The 16,839-nt window shown below is 59.2% G+C and carries 15 protein-coding genes; 10 read left to right on the forward strand and 5 right to left on the reverse strand.

Annotated elements, in window-relative coordinates; all coding sequences use genetic code 11:
• Positions 1 to 61: 61 nt before the first annotated feature.
• The gene (locus R3C98_RS10130; protein WP_371313943.1) at positions 62 to 1,684 is read left to right on the forward strand and encodes an acyl-CoA synthetase; all 1,623 of its coding nucleotides are present in this window, start codon (positions 62 to 64) and stop codon (positions 1,682 to 1,684) included.
• A 6-nt stretch (positions 1,685 to 1,690) separates the two neighbouring features.
• Here the strand turns inward: R3C98_RS10130 and R3C98_RS10135 are convergent, their stop codons facing one another.
• The 4 genes from R3C98_RS10135 to R3C98_RS10150 form a co-directional block, all read right to left on the reverse strand.
• The gene (locus R3C98_RS10135) at positions 1,691 to 2,122 is read right to left on the reverse strand and encodes a PaaI family thioesterase (protein WP_371313944.1); all 432 of its coding nucleotides are present in this window, start codon (positions 2,120 to 2,122) and stop codon (positions 1,691 to 1,693) included.
• The gene (locus R3C98_RS10140; protein WP_371313945.1) at positions 2,119 to 2,580 is read right to left on the reverse strand and encodes a DUF192 domain-containing protein; all 462 of its coding nucleotides are present in this window, start codon (positions 2,578 to 2,580) and stop codon (positions 2,119 to 2,121) included. Before R3C98_RS10140 ends, R3C98_RS10135 begins: the two co-directional genes overlap by 4 nt.
• Positions 2,581 to 2,639: 59 nt before the next feature.
• On the reverse strand, positions 2,640 to 3,167 hold the full coding sequence (locus R3C98_RS10145) for a cold-shock protein (protein ID WP_371313946.1): 528 nt from the start codon (positions 3,165 to 3,167) through the stop codon (positions 2,640 to 2,642).
• A 312-nt stretch (positions 3,168 to 3,479) separates the two neighbouring features.
• Positions 3,480 to 4,247: a helix-turn-helix transcriptional regulator gene (locus R3C98_RS10150; protein WP_371313947.1), complete on the reverse strand. Its 768-nt coding sequence runs from the start codon at positions 4,245 to 4,247 to the stop codon at positions 3,480 to 3,482.
• 73 nt (positions 4,248 to 4,320) lie between these two features.
• On the opposite strand from R3C98_RS10150, the gene R3C98_RS10155 reads away from it, so the two are divergent.
• The 3 genes from R3C98_RS10155 (at position 4,321) to R3C98_RS10165 (ending at position 9,895) form a co-directional block, all read left to right on the forward strand.
• The gene (locus tag R3C98_RS10155) at positions 4,321 to 5,502 is read left to right on the forward strand and encodes an acyl-CoA dehydrogenase family protein (protein ID WP_371313948.1); all 1,182 of its coding nucleotides are present in this window, start codon (positions 4,321 to 4,323) and stop codon (positions 5,500 to 5,502) included.
• Between the two features lie 93 nt (positions 5,503 to 5,595).
• Positions 5,596 to 8,151: a TonB-dependent receptor gene (locus R3C98_RS10160; protein ID WP_371313949.1), complete on the forward strand. Its 2,556-nt coding sequence runs from the start codon at positions 5,596 to 5,598 to the stop codon at positions 8,149 to 8,151.
• A 145-nt stretch (positions 8,152 to 8,296) separates the two neighbouring features.
• Entirely contained in the window at positions 8,297 to 9,895 is a 1,599-nt protein-coding gene (locus R3C98_RS10165) for a fatty acid--CoA ligase (protein WP_371313950.1), read from the forward strand.
• A gap of 15 nt (positions 9,896 to 9,910) precedes the next feature.
• Here R3C98_RS10165 and R3C98_RS10170 read toward each other — a convergent pair whose 3' ends face one another.
• A complete protein-coding gene (locus R3C98_RS10170; protein WP_371313951.1) occupies positions 9,911 to 10,579 on the reverse strand; it encodes a cytochrome c family protein in 669 nt (222 codons plus the stop codon).
• 214 nt (positions 10,580 to 10,793) lie between these two features.
• On the opposite strand from R3C98_RS10170, the gene R3C98_RS10175 reads away from it, so the two are divergent.
• The 6 genes from R3C98_RS10175 to R3C98_RS10200 all read left to right on the forward strand — a co-directional run bounded on the left by R3C98_RS10175 (position 10,794) and on the right by R3C98_RS10200 (position 16,734).
• Entirely contained in the window at positions 10,794 to 11,951 is a 1,158-nt protein-coding gene (locus R3C98_RS10175; RefSeq protein ID WP_371313952.1) for an amine dehydrogenase large subunit, read from the forward strand.
• A gap of 14 nt (positions 11,952 to 11,965) precedes the next feature.
• Complete coding sequence (locus R3C98_RS10180; protein WP_371313953.1) at positions 11,966 to 12,520, forward strand: MauE/DoxX family redox-associated membrane protein; 555 nt, start codon at positions 11,966 to 11,968, stop codon at positions 12,518 to 12,520.
• Positions 12,517 to 13,116: a redoxin domain-containing protein gene (locus R3C98_RS10185; RefSeq protein WP_371313954.1), complete on the forward strand. Its 600-nt coding sequence runs from the start codon at positions 12,517 to 12,519 to the stop codon at positions 13,114 to 13,116. Before R3C98_RS10180 ends, R3C98_RS10185 begins: the two co-directional genes overlap by 4 nt.
• 71 nt (positions 13,117 to 13,187) lie before the next feature.
• A complete protein-coding gene (locus R3C98_RS10190) occupies positions 13,188 to 13,724 on the forward strand; it encodes a methylamine dehydrogenase light chain (protein ID WP_371313955.1) in 537 nt (178 codons plus the stop codon).
• Complete coding sequence (locus R3C98_RS10195; RefSeq protein WP_371313956.1) at positions 13,724 to 14,233, forward strand: cytochrome c; 510 nt, start codon at positions 13,724 to 13,726, stop codon at positions 14,231 to 14,233. Before R3C98_RS10190 ends, R3C98_RS10195 begins: the two co-directional genes overlap by 1 nt.
• Positions 14,234 to 14,502: 269 nt before the next feature.
• Positions 14,503 to 16,734, forward strand: a complete 2,232-nt coding sequence (locus R3C98_RS10200) for a TonB-dependent receptor (RefSeq protein WP_371313957.1) — start codon at positions 14,503 to 14,505, stop codon at positions 16,732 to 16,734.
• Positions 16,735 to 16,839 lie beyond the last annotated feature (105 nt).

A 16,839-nucleotide genomic window follows, 5' to 3' on the forward strand; every position in this document is an offset into this window, starting at 1 on the left:
AAGACCGGCGGTGCTTTCGCCTGAAAGTAGCCTGATGAGGGACGGAAGACGGAGGAAACGCATGACCGAGCTTAATTTCTGGAACCTTGGCGATATTCTGGATGCCGTGGGCGCAGCCCTGGGTCCGGAAGACATGGCGCTGATCCATGGCGAGCGCCGCATTTCGTGGCCTGACATGACAGCCCGATCCAACCGCCTCGCCCGCAACCTGCTGGCTCGCGGCGCGAAAGTCGGCGACAAGGCGGGCTTCTATATGCGCAACCAGCCGGAATACATGGAAGGCCTCGCCGCCTGTTTCAAAGGCCGGCTGACCCATGTGAACGTCAACTACCGCTATCTCGAAGACGAGCTGTTCTACATCTTCGACAATTCCGACTCGACCGTCGTGTTCTTCGATGTCGAATTCATGGACCAGGTGGTGAAGGTGCAGCCGCGCCTGCCAAACGTGGTGGCCTGGGTCCAGGTGGGCGGCGGCGAGACAGCGGACTTTGCCGTGGACTATGAAGAACTCGCAACCACAGGTGACCCTTCTCCTCTGGGTATCCCACGCGCCGGCGACGACCTCCTCTTCCTCTACACCGGTGGCACGACAGGCATGCCGAAGGGTGTGATGTGGTCTCACGAGATCTGGCGCCGCGCTGGTATGGAAGGCGCTGAGGCCGCCGGCCTTCCGGTGCCGAAAAACATGGATGAACAGGTGATGGCCGCGCAGGCACTGGGCCGCCTTGTGCGCAATGTGCCCGCCTGCCCGCTCATGCACGGCACTGGCCTATTCACGGCGATGGGCTCGATGCTGGGCGGCGGCACAATCGTGACGCTGACCGAAAACAAGCATTTCGACCCGCAAAACCTGTTTGAAACGGTTGAGCGCGAAGGCGTGACCAATATGGCCATCGTCGGTGACGCATTCGGCAAACCGATGCTGGCCTATCTGGATGCCAATCCCGGCAAGCACAAACTCGATAGCGTCGTGGGCATCATCTCCTCCGGCGTGATGTGGAGCACAGAGGTCAAGCGCGGCCTGCTGCGCCACATGCCAAACGCCGCCCTGACCGACAGTTTCGGCGCGTCTGAAGCCGTTGGCTTTGGCTCCTCCGTCATGACGGCGGACGGTGAAGTGAAGACATCAAAATTCGAGATCGGCTCGAAGTGCAAAGTGTTCACGGAAGACGGCCGCGAAGTGGTGCCGGGCAGCGGCGAAGCGGGTTTCATCGCCCGCGGCGGCGCCGTACCGCTCGGCTATTACAAGGATCCGGAAAAGTCCGAAAAGACGTTCAAGACGATCAATGGCGAGCGTTATTCGGTGCCGGGTGACTGGTGCACGGTCGAAACGGACGGCACGATCACGCTGCTGGGCCGCGGCTCCAACTGCATCAACACCGCCGGGGAGAAAGTCTATCCCGAAGAGGTCGAGGAAGCCCTGAAGGCCCATGACGCGGTCAAGGATGCCCTCGTCGTCGGCGTGCCGGATGACAAATGGGGCCAGTCCATCACCGCCGTCGTCGCGCTGGATGGACAGGCGGATGAGGCATCTCTGCGGGAGTTCGTGAAAACGAAGCTCGCCCACTACAAGGCGCCGAAACGCATCCTGTTCAAGGACGATCTGGGCCGCGCGGTGAACGGCAAGGCGGACTACAAATCGATCAAGGCGTTCGCGCTGGCAGAGCTCGGTATCAGCGCGTAATTGCGATCAGGTCTTCCGGCGCCGCAGGGACCGGAAGACCGCATCGGCCCGCGCAACGAGCGTACCGTCTTCAGTCTTCATGTCGGCCATGACGTGGACCAGGTCTCCGTCCACGCCTTTCACTTGCGGATGGGCTTCCAGCCAGGTGCCTTCCGGCACGATGCCCATGAATTCCATTGTCAGCTTGATCGTGACCGACATGCGCTGGGTGGCCGACCAGACGGCCCAGGCAAGCGCACTGTCGGCAAAGGCGCAGATCATGCCGCCATGCATGAAGCCCATGCCGTTGCAGTGACGATCCAGAACCCAGATCCCGCTTCGCAGGTCGCCCTCACCCGTTGCGAGGAAGGACGGTCCGTTATGGATCGAGAACTTGCCGCGCGTCGGACGGGTCGCAAAGCCGGGGGGCGGCGGTTTCAGTTCGCCGTCGCCGCTCATTCGCCCGTATTGCCGAAGATGGGGTGAACCACTTCATCGCCCGGCTCAATGCCCAGTTCGGCAGAGCGTCCGCCATTCAGCTCAAGCACGGATTTCACAGGAACACCCGGCGTAATCGTGCGCAGCGAGCCCGGCACGGTCTGGCGCGCGATCGCGATGACTTTCCCGTTCGGGTCCATGAACAGCATGTCCAGCGGGATCAGCGTGTTCTTCATCCACATGGCCGCTTCGCGCGGCTGGCCAAAATCGAACAGCATGCCCGCATCGGCGTCCATGCTTTCGCGGTTCATCAGGCCCGTGGTGATCTCTTCCGGCTCGTCAGCGATTTCCACCGTGAAGGTGTGGGCGCCGTTCGCGGATTCGATGGTCAGCGGGCTGGTTTCAAGCTCGGCCAGCGCAGCCGGCGCTGAGAGGACGAGGGCGATGGCGGCCATGCCGCTGACGAGAAAGCGTTTCATGCGCCATGGTTTAGCCGCCCGCCTGACCAGCGGCAAGCATTCGTGGCGGTTGGAAAATGCTATCCGCGCGGCTTCAGGCTGGAGACGTGCTCGCCCTTGGCGCCGTCTTCGATGATCGCTTCGAGCGGCGTACCGGGTTCAATCTCTTCATACCCGGCTTTCCGCAGGACAACGGCATGGACGAAGATATCCACATCCTTGCCTTCCCGCTGCACAAAGCCGTAGCCGCGGCCGCGGTTGAACCATTTCAGGATCACCGGTTCAAAGTCCGGCTGGACGCCCATTTCCCGTGCCACAACAGCCTTGGGCCGCTCCATTTCGATGATGCTGGCAGTCTGCCAGCCGCGCTCTGTCTGCATCGCATTGCATACGATTCGGGCGCCCTCATCGGCATAGGTTTCGCCATAGGAACGCAGGCAGGTTATGTGAATCATCACGTCGCCCGACAGACTCGCGTCTGACGTCGATTCCGCCACGATGAAGCCGTAGCCCTTGACGCTGTCGAACCATTTGACGCGACCGATCACACGCACCGTTTCGGGCGTGGCGTCCGTCTCAGATTCCGATCTTGCAGCTATTCCCGTCATCAACCCATATTCCCCAATGACGCAACGTAAGAAAAGTTAACGCGCTTGTCACGCGATCTTCACACGAAAATTCGTCAGACCGCCAGGTGAGCGCTTAATGGTCAAATGTGGAGAAAATTGGTGACAACGGCGCGTCAGCAGGAATTTCTGCAATCTCCAGCCCGAATTGGGCTTTTCAGCGCGATCTCAGATCTGGGACGCGCGCAACAGCTAAAACGTGCGCCGTAACGCATATTCCAGAATTCCGGCTTCAAGATTCTTCATTGACAGGCTGGACGCGAAGAAACCCAGACGCACGGCCTCGGGATGAGGCTATTGGGCGCCCCGTCCGATGTAGCCCATATTCTTCGCGACACGGACGGCTTGGGCACGGCCGGTTACGCCGAGCTTGCGCGCGGCATTGGTGAGATGGAACCGGACGGTCGGGACGGACACGCCAACAATCTTGCTGATTTCGCTGTCTGTCTTCCCGAGCGCAGCCCATTTCAGGCACTGCACCTCCCTACGCGTCAGGTCCACAATTTCCGTCAACTTGCTCTGCGAGGCGGTTTCCCGGTGGGCAGACAGGAATTTGAGTGTCTTCAGATGCAGGCCGGGCGCATGTTCCTTGAACGTCGCTTCGATGTCGGGAAGCTTCTCATTTGTCACCCAGGTAATCGCTCCGATCACACCGAATGGCATGTAGCATGGGCAGACGATTGCATTCGTAACACCGTAGACTTCGTATTCGGCATTATCATTGAAAACTTCCAGCGCACGATTGTGCCGCCAGCTCTGCAGTGACTTACCATCGAAATAAAACGGCTCAGAGCAAATGCGCGCCGCATGAACGAAACCGGAGCGCAAGGCGAATGTCCGGTCGTTCCAATAGTCGAGATCAGGATCGAACCATTTGAAAAGCGTTTCGGCGTAGGGCCTGCCATTGGCGTCGCATATCGGCGATGGATCGCTCACATCCGCCGCGGCTGCCATGTAGGGTAGCCGGGCCCGCTTTCCCGCATCCACAAGCTCGACCGCCAAATCATGCAGGTCCATCGATGTTTCACCGGATCCGGTGTCGGAGCGTGAGGAGGAATTCATAACCTATTGGTTCTGGTAGCTTGATAGACCGGGCCCAATGTCGCTAGCCTCCCGGCTTGCAGGGAGGTGCATCATGAATCTTGAGCTATCTAAGGAAGATATCGCGTTCCGCGAGGAAGTGCGAGGGTTCCTTCGCGACAACCTGACGCCTTCCCTGGTTGCCGCTGGCAGAAAAGCAACAAGTGTTTTTGTCGAACCTGAATTTACCCTGCCGTGGCAGAAGAAACTGCACGCCAAGGGCTGGGCCGCGCCGCACTGGCCGAAGGAATATGGCGGCCCCGGCTGGACCGAGATGCAACGCTACATCTTCGCATCGGAATGCGCGATTGCCGGCGCGCCGCCATTGGCGCCGATGGGGCTCAACATGGTGGGTCCGTGCATCATCGGATACGGCACGCCGGAACAGAAGGATTTCTATCTGCCGCGCATCCTCGCCGGCGAGGATTACTGGTGTCAGGGCTATTCCGAACCGCAGTCAGGATCGGACCTTGCGTCCCTGATGCTGAAGGCCGAGTGCGATGGCGACGATTATGTGCTCAACGGGTCGAAGATCTGGACCACGCACGCCCATCACGCCAATCGCATGTTCTGCCTCGTCCGGACGCGTTTCGACGGAAAACCGCAGCAGGGCATCACCTTCCTGCTGCTCGAAATGAAGACACCGGGCATTACCGTTGATCCGATCATTTCGCTGGCCGGAGAGCATGAGCTGAACCAGGTCTTCTTTGAAGATGTGCGGGTGCCCGTGGCCAACAGGCTTGGCGAGGAGAATGACGGCTGGACGGTCGCAAAATACCTTCTCGAATTCGAACGCAGCGGCGGATCATCCGCCGGGCTGGAGGCAGGGCTGAAACGCCTCCGCGAAACCATGCTGAAGGATGGCACGATCGAGGCCAGCCTTGTGGCCAAGCTGGAACAGGCATCCATCCTGCTCGATGCGATCCGCGTCACGGAACAGCGCATCGTGGCGTCCCTCAGCGCCGGGCGTCCGCCGGGGCCTGCGGCCTCGATGCTAAAAGTCCAGCGGACAGAAATGATGCAGCGGATCGACGAGCTGGCCGTTGAGGCGTCCGGCATCCATGCGAACGTCTACGAACCCGCTACCTGGCATCCCGATTCCAACCTCGAACCGGTCGGCTCCGAGGCACTTGTCGTCTCAACGGCGAAATACCTGAACAACCGCGCAGGCTCAATCTACGGTGGTTCCAACGAAGTTCAGCGGAATATCATGGCGAAGGCCGTGCTTGGCCTCTAGGTCACCCTATCAACCTTGATAGCTTGTGCAGAAGGGGCGTTTCCGAGGACTTTCCCCCCAAGCTCCCAATAAAGGGAGTATCGGGAGGAAATTGTGAATCGTCGAACTAATTTTATAAAATCATTGTGCCTGGGCGCCTCGCTGACCGCGATCGCCGTCAACCTGCCGGCAACTGCCCAGGAAGCGGATACGGCCGCCCCTGAGGCTGACGCCGCACAGGACAATTCGATGAAACTCGGGTCGATCACCGTGACGGCCCAGCGTCGCGAAGAATCGGCAAATGATGTTCCGATGTCGATCCAGGCATTCGGTGGCGAGCAGCTCGACATCCTCCGCGTCAATGACGTCGATGACCTGCAGACCCTCGTTCCCAGCTTCTCCGTTTCACAGAGCTATCAGGGCGTGCCGACATACACATTGCGCGGCATCGGCTTTAACACGATCAACGTTTCTGCGACCTCCACCGTCGGTACCTATGTCGACGAAGTCGCCTATCCCTATCCGTTCATGAACTCCGGCCCGATGTTCGACATCGAGCGCATCGAAGTCCTGAAAGGTCCGCAAGGCACGCTGTTCGGCCGCAACACCACCGCCGGCCTGATCAACGTGGTCACGAACAAGCCGATCGACGAATTCCAGGCCAGCGTGGCAGCCGACATCGGCAACTACGACACCTGGAACCTCGAAGGCATGGTGAACCTGCCGATTTCAGAAAACGTGCAGGCCCGCTTCGCCATCCGTAGCGAAAACAGCGACAAAGGCTGGCAGAAATCGATCTCGCGCGGCGAAGACCGCGGCACGATCGACAAGCTTGGCTTCCGGGCTGCGCTGGCCATTCAGCCGACCGACAATCTTGACATCGACCTCTCGTACAATGGCTGGATCAACAAGTCCGACACCATTGCCGGGCAGGGCTTCGCCTTCACGCCTCCGACCGATCCGGCGAACATGACCGCGACGTCCGCCTTCAACGAACCCGGTCTCGCCAACTATCTCGCCAACGTTAATCTCAACAGCGGCGAACAGGCGGACTGGGCGCCTTACGCCCTTCGTTCGATGGATATCGGCGTTGGCGAAGGGATCGACGGACCGACTGAGGAAGATTCATCGTTCGATGCGCTGAAACTCGGTGTCAGCTACAATTTCGACAACGACATGCGCCTCGTCTCGCTGACAGGCTACAACAAGCTCGAGCGCGAAGCGGTTCTCGATTGGTCCGGCGTGCCGTACCAGGTCCTGCTACAGGATGTCAGCGGTGACATCAAATCGTTCAGCCAGGAGCTTCGTCTCGAAGGCGAAACCGGCAAGGCCAACTGGCTGGTCGGCGCTTATTACGGCAAAGACGAAATTACTGACGGCAACCGCACCATGCTGCGGGACAATGCCAACTCCAATTTCGTCAGCACCGCGGCTTACCTGCTGACTGTTGACCCGACACTTCTCGGCTTCCCGGCTTCGGTCGCGCCGTTGGTGAGCCTCGTCAATGTCGATCCGGAAACCGGACTACCCTATTCCGCAGTCGATTTGCTGACGTCTTTCCAGGGCTATTACGATACGGGTGATTTTGAATCGACGACCTGGAGTATTTTCGCCAATGCAGATTGGGAAATTACCCCTGAGCTGTCCCTGACCACCGGCATCCGCTACACGGATGACAGTCAGGACTATGTCGGCTGTTCCGGCGACGTGAACGGCTCGATGCAGCCCAACGTCAACGTGTTCAACCGGGTCTTCTTCACCCTGCTTTACGGACTGCCGACCCCGCCGGCCGCGCTGCAGGAAAATTCCTGTAACACGTACGATCAGGCGACCAATTCGTTCGGTCCGGTTGTGTCCGACACAAGCGAAGACAACGTCTCCTGGCGGGTCGTCGCCAACTGGACGCCGGATTCCGTTCCGAACACGCTGTTCTTTGCGTCTGTGTCGCAAGGCTTCAAATCGGCTTCCACCCCCGTCAACGCGGCGTCGAAGTCCGAGCAAAATGCTCCGGCCACACAGGAAGACCTGCTCGCATACGAACTGGGCGTGAAGGCCAGCCTGTTCGATCAGCGCATGCAGGCCAACGCGTCCGTCTTCTATTATGACTACACGGACAAGCAGGTGAACGCATTCTTCCCGGATCCGATCTACCGGGCGCTTGCACGCCTTCAGAACGCTCCGGAAGGCGAAGCATACGGCCTGGATGCGGAAATCACCTGGTTGCTTTCAAGGGAACTTACCGCTGTGGGCGGCCTGACCCTGCTGCATACGGAATATGGCAGCTTTGACACGACCGACGCAGCCGGCCTGCCGACGAATATTCAAGGCGACCCGTTCCTCTACAGCCCGGAAACGACCGCCAGCTTGTCGCTGATCTACGACAAGCCGGTCACCACAAAACTGGGCCTGCGGGGCTCGCTCAGCGGTCGCTGGCAAAGCGACTCGACTGCGGGTGATCCGGACAATCCGCTTTATGACATCGATTCCTACGGTGTCCTGAACGGAACCATTGGCATCTATTCGTTGAACGACAACTGGGAGTTCGCGATCTGGGGCCAGAACCTGACGGATGAGTATTACTGGCAGCAGATCACGTCGAACGCGAACGTGGTTCTCCGCTTCGCTGGCCGTCCCCGTACCTACGGGGCATCACTCAGCTACAAGTTCTGAGTTCCTCCTCAAACGGGCCGCGTCCCCGGGTTTACCCGGGGGCGTGGCTTCTTTTTTTTCCGGGGATAGGTACTCAGATGTATGATGGCGGCAACGCCACAAGGAATGCAGCCGGCTGAGGCCGGCATATCTGCTAGAGGAAATCATGAGTAACGCGCGAACACTGACCAAAGCCGATTTCGATCAGATGCCGACATTGGGTGACATCGCACGTTATCACGCGAAACAGCGCCCGGATGCGATCGCGCTAAGCTTTGAGGGCCGCGACACATCCTACGAGGCATTCAATCGCCATACCAACAAGGTCGCCAACGCGCTGCTGGCGGCTGGCGTCAAGGCCGGTGAACGCGTCGCCTATGTCGGCAAGAACAGCGACCTCTATTTCGAACTCCTGTACGGCGCAGCCAAAATGGGCGCCGTGACCTTGCCGATCGGCTGGCGGCTGGCCCCGGCAGAAATGGCGTACATCATTCAGGACGGTCAGGGCTCGCTCCTGTTCGTCGGCCCCGAAGTGGTTGACCAGGTGCAGGCCGCGCTCTCCGAACTCGACCACCCGCCGAAAGTCATCCTGATGGAAGATGTCGGCCCGGAGGGGTTCGTCGGCTGGCGCGATGCCCAGAGCGATGCAGATCCAGGCATCGAGATTTCTCCGGACGATGTCGCGCTTCAACTTTATACGTCGGGCACAACCGGCCGCCCAAAGGGCGCCATGCTCAGCCATGACAATCTGCTTGGCGGACGGCGTGAAGCCGCTGAAACGGATCTTCCTTGGAACCAGTGGGGCCCCGACGATGTCAGCCTCGTCGCCATGCCGGTCGGCCATATCGGCGGGACGGGCTGGGGCATTGTTGGCCTGTTCAATGGCGCGAAAGGTGTCGTTGCCCGCGAATTCGATCCATTCAAGGTGCTCGACTTCATCGAACAGGACCGCATCTCGAAAATGTTCATGGTCCCTGCAGCCCTGCAGATCGTGGTCCGGCAACCGAACGCCCGCAAGGTCGACTATTCGCGCCTCAAGTACATTCTATATGGCGCCTCGCCCATCCCGCTCGACCTGCTGCGCGAGTGTATGGAAGTCTTCGGCTGCGGTTTCTGCCAGCAATACGGTATGACAGAGACCTGCGGCACGATCGTCTACCTGCCGCCAGAAGATCACGACCCGGCCGGGAATGAGCGTATGAGAGCCGCCGGCATTCCCATGCCCGGCGTGGAAATCCGTATCGAAGATGACGAAGGCAACGTCTTGCCGCCGCACACGGTCGGCGAAGTCGTTACGCGATCCCGCGCCAATATGAAGGGTTACTGGAACCTCGACGAGGCGACCCGCACCACAATCGCCGACGATGCCTGGCTGCACACAGGTGACGCGGGATACCTGGACGAGGACGGCTACCTCTACATCCACGACCGCGTGAAAGACATGATCATCTCAGGCGGCGAGAACATTTACCCTGCCGAGGTCGAAAACGCCGTCTACGGTCACCCGGATGTCGCCGAGGTCGCCATCATCGGCGTGCCGGATGAGAAATGGGGCGAAGCGGTGAAGGCCGTCGTTGCCCTGAAGCCGGGCGCCGAGCCGGACGCAGACTCCATCCTGAAATTCGCCCGCGACCGGATCGCTGCTTTCAAGGCTCCAAAAAGCGTTGAATTCATCGAGGCCCTGCCGCGCAATGCGTCCGGGAAGATCCTGAAGAAGGACCTGCGCGCGCCATACTGGCAAGGCAAGGACCGCGGCGTGAACTAAGCGGAGCGCGCCGGTTCAGTCTGCCGCCCTCAGCGTGGTCAGGTAATCAATAATGGCTGCCCGCCGTTCCGGCTTCCGTTCACCGGGGTACGCCATGTTCGTACCATGCACCTTCTTGCGGGGTGACTCTATAAAGGCATCGATCTCTTCGGGGGTCCAATCGAAACCAGCTTCCTTCATGGCGGGCGAGTAGCGGAAATTGTCGAGCGATCCTGCTGTGCGGCCGACAATTCCTGCCAGGCTTGGTCCCATAAGGGTTTGCCCGGGCACCACCGAATGGCAGACGGCACATTGGCGTTTGAATAGAAGTGCGCCTTCAGATGTCTCATCTGCCGCAGCGGACCCTGCCAACAGAGCGCCAACGGCTGCAGCCAGAATCAATTTGGTGCTTGCGAATAAAGCGTTCATTTCGGCCTGCTTCCCTGCTGATAGAATCCTGAGTCCGCGCGTCTCTTGCTTCTGAGTACCCGCCGTTTCCTGAACCGGATATGAAAAATGGGAGGGTGTGTGCACAGTCCCTTTGCACAGACGATGGTGCGAACCCACCTTCTCCGCCATTTGTTGCACGATCCGCGAGCGCCACTGTTCGGCCTTGAGGCAAACGCCATCACCTAAAGGCGCAACACCCCCTATCTTTCGGCGCAATCGGTCCGGTCGAGCGCCGATCCGCACGAAAACAATCACCGCAGCAACGATCCTGCGCGAAGTGTGTGCGTCTTCCCACGCACTCGGGATTTCGACCAAAAAAATTCTGGATCGCTTCTGATCCCTCCAAATAACAATTGTGTTACAAGAGTAGCTCGGAAGCCGATCAGGTTCAGCGCTACAAAAAATTCAGGGACGGGAACGACTTCCGGGGCAAGAGCATTTTTTTGATCGCTTTGACGAGGAAGTTCACATGACTAAACACTGGTTCGGCGCATCGTTGGTCGCGTTGTCACTATCTACTTCCTGGGCTCACGCTCAGGAGACCGCCATTCCCGATCCGATCGAACCGGAAGAGCTGGTCGTTGAAGCAGAGATCGCCCCCGGCCCGAATGTCTTTGTCGCTTCGCCGTCCTGGGGCGGCGCCGGCGCGGTGACCATTCTTTCCGCGGACGACCTTTCCTACAAAGGCAACTTCGCGACCGGTATGACGACACAATTCTTCCTCGGCCCGGACGCCGCGGTCGGTTACGTTGCATCGGCCTTCCCTGAGCGGATCACCTATGGCCCGGTCAAAGCCTATTTCCAGAAGTTCGACGTCAACACGCTGGAGACAACGCAGGAAATCGAGATCCCGCCGCAATTTGCCCAGACCCAGGCGCAACAGCCAGGCATGAGCATCAGCGCTGACGGCAAATGGGCGTATATCCAGAACGCAACGCCGGCCACCTCGGTCACCGTACTGGACCTGAAAGCCGGCACGGTCGCTTCCGAAATCCCGAACCCGGGCTGCTGGGGCATCTACCTCGCCGAAAAAGGCCTGAAATTCTCGAGCCTCTGCGGCGATGGCACGATGTTGACCGTCGAGCTGAATTCCAAGGGCAAGCTGAAGAACCAAGCCTACAGCGACCCGATCTTCGACGTCGATGCGGATCCGCTGTACGTCCACTCGCAACGCATTGATGGAAATCTCGTATTCACCACATATGGCGGAACGTTCGTCACCGTGTCCGACAAAGGCAAGAAAGCTACTGTTCTCGATAGCTGGTCGTATACGGATGGTATCGAGGGCGATTGGGCGCCCGGCGGGTATGAAATCCTCGCCTACAATGAACCGAACGGCATCATGTTCGTTCCCATGCATCCAGACGCCAAGGACGGCAGCCACAAGAACGGCGCCACCGAACTCTGGGCCATCGACATGAAAGCGAAGACGGTGCTTTACCGCTCTTACGTCGAACACATGACCCACATTGCCGTGACCGATGACGCAGAAGCCCCCGTCCTGTTCGGCGTGAACAGCCACGGCGGCGACGTCTACCGCTACGAAATCGACCCGACTGCGAAATTTGCGGCCAAATTCACCGATACGCTCCAGATCATGGACGCCGGTTACCTGGTGGTGAAATAAGCATGTTACAAAGCATGCTTCTTCTCACCCAGGCAACCATCGCCTTTTTCCTGGCGTTGCTGTTCGTGCGGGCTGCCCTGCACAAGCTGGGGGACAGGTATCGCTTCCAGGGCATTCTGGCAGACTACGATCTGCTGCCGGAAGGGTCGCTCAGCATTGCATCATTCGCCATTCCGGTGATCGAGCTGGCTGCTGCGGTTCTCCTGATCATGCCGGCTGGCCGGCCGATCGGCGCCGCACTCGCCGGGACACTCCTGACTGGCTATGCCATCGCCATGGCCATCAGCCTGGCTCGCGGCCACTCCCTGATGGATTGCGGATGTGGTGGCGCGCCCGAGCCGATCAGCTGGATGCTGGTCGTGCGAAATGTGAGCCTCGTGGCGCTCATCGTGCCGACCGCGACAGGACTTGTTGGGTCGACGGCGCCAAACCTCGCACTTGATGCCACCTCGCTCGGCATGGCCACGCTGCTTCTTCTGGTCTGGATGACCGCAGAAACGATGCTGGCGAATTCCCGGCGAATGAATGAAGGCATGCCGGGCCCGGCAACGACATGGAGCACATCATGATGGTCAGCATTCTTAGTTTTGCGGTCGCCGCACTCTGGCTGGTCGTTGTGGCCATGGCCCTGATGATGTGGGTGATGCTGCGCCAGATTGGCGTGCTTTACGAGCGCGTCGCCCCGGTTGGCGCCCTGATGGACCAGGCCGGTCCGCAGGTCGGCGAAGCAAGCCCGGTGTTCCCGCTTCAAAGCCTGACGGGCGGAACCGTGCGGGTCGGCGCATCAGGCGCGAAGGCCATGCTGGTCTTCTTCCTGTCGCCCACCTGCCCTGTCTGCAAGCAATTGCTGCCAGCGCTGGCGGGTATCCAGTCTGCGGAAAAGGCATGGCTCGATGTCGTCCTCGCCAGCGATGGCAGCCCGGACAAGCACATGGAGTTCATCAATCGCCAGAAGCTTTCGAACTTCCCTTATGTTCTGTCGACGGATCTCGGAATGGCCTACCGGGTCCAGCGCCTGCCCTTTGCCGTACTGGTCGACAAGGCCGGCACCGTGCAGGCGAAAGGCCTGATCAACAACAGGGAGCAATTGGACAGCCTGTTCAACGCTCTGGATGCGGGCGTTGCCTCATTCCAGCAGCTGAAATCGATCCGGGAGGCAGGGTAATGCCGGGAACGAAGTAACAGGCACGACCACACAGCATTGAAAAAGACGACGAAAATTCAGGAGAGACAAGAGTGTTGAAAGTCATTGAACGGATCCAGAGCGCCCTCACCGGCCTTGTTGAAAACACCGCCCGGCGCAGTGCCCGGCAATTCGGTCGCCGCAGCGCGCTCGCCAAAATGGGCGGCGTGATGGTTGGCGGTGCAGCCTTTTCGGCTCTGCCATTTGACCGCGCCTGGGGCGCTACACCGTCCGCAGGTGACGGCACCTATGACGACAAGAGCTGCGACTATTGGCGCTACTGCGCGCTGGACGGCTTCCTCTGCACCACGTCCGGCGGCAGCAAATCCAGCTGCCCGGTCGGCGCCGAAGCTTCGCTGGTCTCCTGGGTGGGCACCTGCCACAACCCCGGCGACAATCGCGACTATCTGATTTCCTACTATGACTGCTGCGGCAAGACGGCGTTCTCCGGCGCCCAGTTCTGCCTCCGCAGCGAAGGCGAACGCCCGGCATACTCCATGGGCCTGCACAATGACATCAACTGGTGCATGTCCAACGCCAACAAGGGCTATCATTGTACGGTCGCTCTCGTGGTCGGAGTTGCCGAATAATGACTCTGAGGACGCTTGTCACCGGCATCAGCATCGCAACGCTCTTGGGCTTCACCATGCCACTGGTGACGTCAGCCGAACCACAAGCGTCCTATGGTCTCGACGACCACGACAAGGTCGTCCGTAAAATGTCATCGGCGAAGTCTCTCTACATGCTGAAATGTTCAGGGTGTCACCGGGTGGATGGCAAGGGAGCGCCGACCGCCGGCATCCCGCCATTCCCCGGCTTCATCGCCCCGCTCGCCCGCAACCCGGATGGACGTGTCTATATCGCACACGTCCCGGGGATTGTTGGATCGAGGCTGTCGAACGAACAGCTCGCCGATGTCCTGAACTACGTTATCGATGAATGGGCGGGTGAAGACGCATCCGACACCCCAAGATTCACAGTCGAGGAACTGGCCGAACTTCGGCAAGTGCCGGTGACCAACATCGTCGAATACCGACGCGACGTCGTGAACCAGTTGATCGAATCCGGTGATCCGGTTGCTGATTATCCATGGCCCTGATCCGGCGGGATCGGTCATGAACACCTTTGTCCAGCCAACGGAGGCTGGAAAATAACAGGCACTCAGTCCTGGGGCAGACTGAAGAGCCACTAACAAAAAAAGGGAGCGAGCATCTGAGCAAGCGCCTTCGCATCGCGAAGGGGCACAGGGAAGTTGTGTTCAAAATTGGGAAGATAGACATGCGTGATGAAGTGATTGGAGTTTTTAAGAAGGCGTCTCTGCCGCGAGCCGGCAAACTGCTTCTCGGAGCCTCGGGGCTGGCTTTGGCAATGTCTCTGGCATTCGTGCCCGCCGCCTATGCGGATGACGAACCGGAGAGCGATAACCTGATGTTCGAAAAGGTGACTGTGACCGCCCAGAAGCGTGAACAGGATTCACAGGACGTCGGCATCGCAATTACCGCCCTCAGCGGGGACCAGCTTGAGGCGCTCGGCTATACCAATGCGCAGGATGTTGCCGCATTCTCTCCTGGCGTCGTATCGGTCCAGCCGAACGGCGAAGGCAGTTACTCCTTCGCTATTCGCGGCGTTGCCAACAACGACCTCAGCACGAACGTGGAAAGCCCCGTCGCTGTGTATGTCGACGAAGTTTACATCAGCCAGATGTCGGCCGCCGGCTTCTTGCTGTTCGACATCGATCGCGCTGAAGTCCTCCGTGGTCCACAGGGCACGCTCTTCGGCCGGAACGCGACCGGCGGCCTGGTTTCCTTCACGACGGTCAAGCCAAGCCAGGAATTCGGGGGCTATGGCAGCATCTCCTACGGTCAGTACGACGACATGATGATGGAAGCCGCTATCAACATGCCGATCAATGACTGGATTTCTGCGCGTCTTTCAGGTGCGCAGCATACCTCCACCGGCTATATCAAGAACCGGGAACATCCAGGTGAGAACCTGAACAACAATGATGATTACGGTCTGCGCTTCCAGCTCCTGATGGAGCCTTCCGACGATCTCAGCATCCTTCTGAACGCGCGGACCGGTGGCCAGGAAATCCGTACCGGCTTCTTCGAGTACAAGTCTGCGGTCGATGGAGGCGGTCAGTACACGCCCGGCGTGCTGAACGAATTCCTCGGAAACTACGAAGATACAGATGGCGATGTCTGGGCGGGTGACTATGACACGCGCGGCTTCAACATTTCAGAAACCGAAGGATACACAGCGACCGTCAACTGGGATGTCGGCAACTGGAAACTTACTTCCATCACCGACTATCAGAAAATTTTCCGTAACTATATCGAGGACACCGACGCCACACCCGTTCGGGCATATGAGTACTTCCAGACAAACGATGCCGAGCAATTCTCCCAGGAGGTCCGGGCCTCTACCACGATCGGCGCGCTCGATTTCGTGACCGGCATTTACTACATGGATTTGAGCAGCTCGGACTCCACCGGTGGCATCGCGCCCCTGCTCTATACCGATCCTGACAATGGCATCTTTGAAGAAGATGTGATGACGGATCCGACGCTGGCAAACGGCGACCGGACCCCGTCTCAGTCCTCGACCAAATCGGCATCGATCTTTGCCCAGGGCGAATACCGATGGAAAGATTTCACTTTCATCGGCGGTCTGCGTTACATCGATGAGAAGCGTGACTTCGTCTCCACCCGTCAGGATGTTCACTTCGACGAAGAAGCCATCAGCGGGCTCGATCCTCGCACGACCGTGATCTACACATACTCGACGTTCGATCCGCCGGAGCGTTCGTTCAATATGTGGTCCTGGCGGGCACAGGCGAACTACCAGCCGAACGAAGACATGCTCTACTATGTCAGCTGGAACCGGGGCACGAAGTCAGGTGGCTTCAGCCAGCCTCCATATGATCCGACGTCTGCGCTTCTGACTTCGCCTGAAAACCTGACCTACGAGCCGGAAGAACTGGACGCGTATGAAGCCGGTATGAAGTGGGATGCGATCCCCGGTTACCTCCGGATCAATGGCGCAGTCTACTATTATGACTACGGCAACTACCAGGCCTACACCAACTTCCCGGGCAGCCTGGGCAGCGCAACCATCAACGCCCAAGCCACCAACAAAGGCGCGGAAATCGAACTGCAAGCCGCCCCCATTGACGGCCTGACCACTCAGCTGGGTGTCGGCTATGCCGATATTGAAGTGACCGACGTGGTTGGCTTTGAAGGCATGACATTGACCTCGGTCAATTCGCCGGAGTGGAACATCAATGGTTTGATCCGTTACGAGTTCCCGGTCGGTTCCTGGGGCAATCTCGCCCTGCAGGCGGATGCACAGTACCAGTCCGAACACTACTTCGGTCTGGATGTGACGCCGGCAACGACGGAAGATGGTTACACCGTCGCGAACCTCTCTGCGACCTGGCTGCCGGCTGATGCGAACTGGAAGTTCGGCGTCTCGGTGGAAAACGCCTTCAACGAGGAATACCTCGTCCAGACCTTCGACCTGTCCGACTGGATCGGCATGATCGAGGAATATTATGGCAAGCCACGCTGGGTGAGGGCGAAACTGAGCTGGGAGTTCTGAGGTCTCCCTATGGATGGGGCGGGGAGGTTTTGCCTCCCCGTCAAAACCTGCCCCGCCCCACCGAACCCAGACGAACCGTGCCCACGGCTCCGGCATTCCGCTCAC

The sequence above is a fragment of the Hyphomonas sp. genome (assembly GCF_041398465.1).
In the GTDB taxonomy this organism is placed as follows: domain Bacteria; phylum Pseudomonadota; class Alphaproteobacteria; order Caulobacterales; family Hyphomonadaceae; genus Hyphomonas.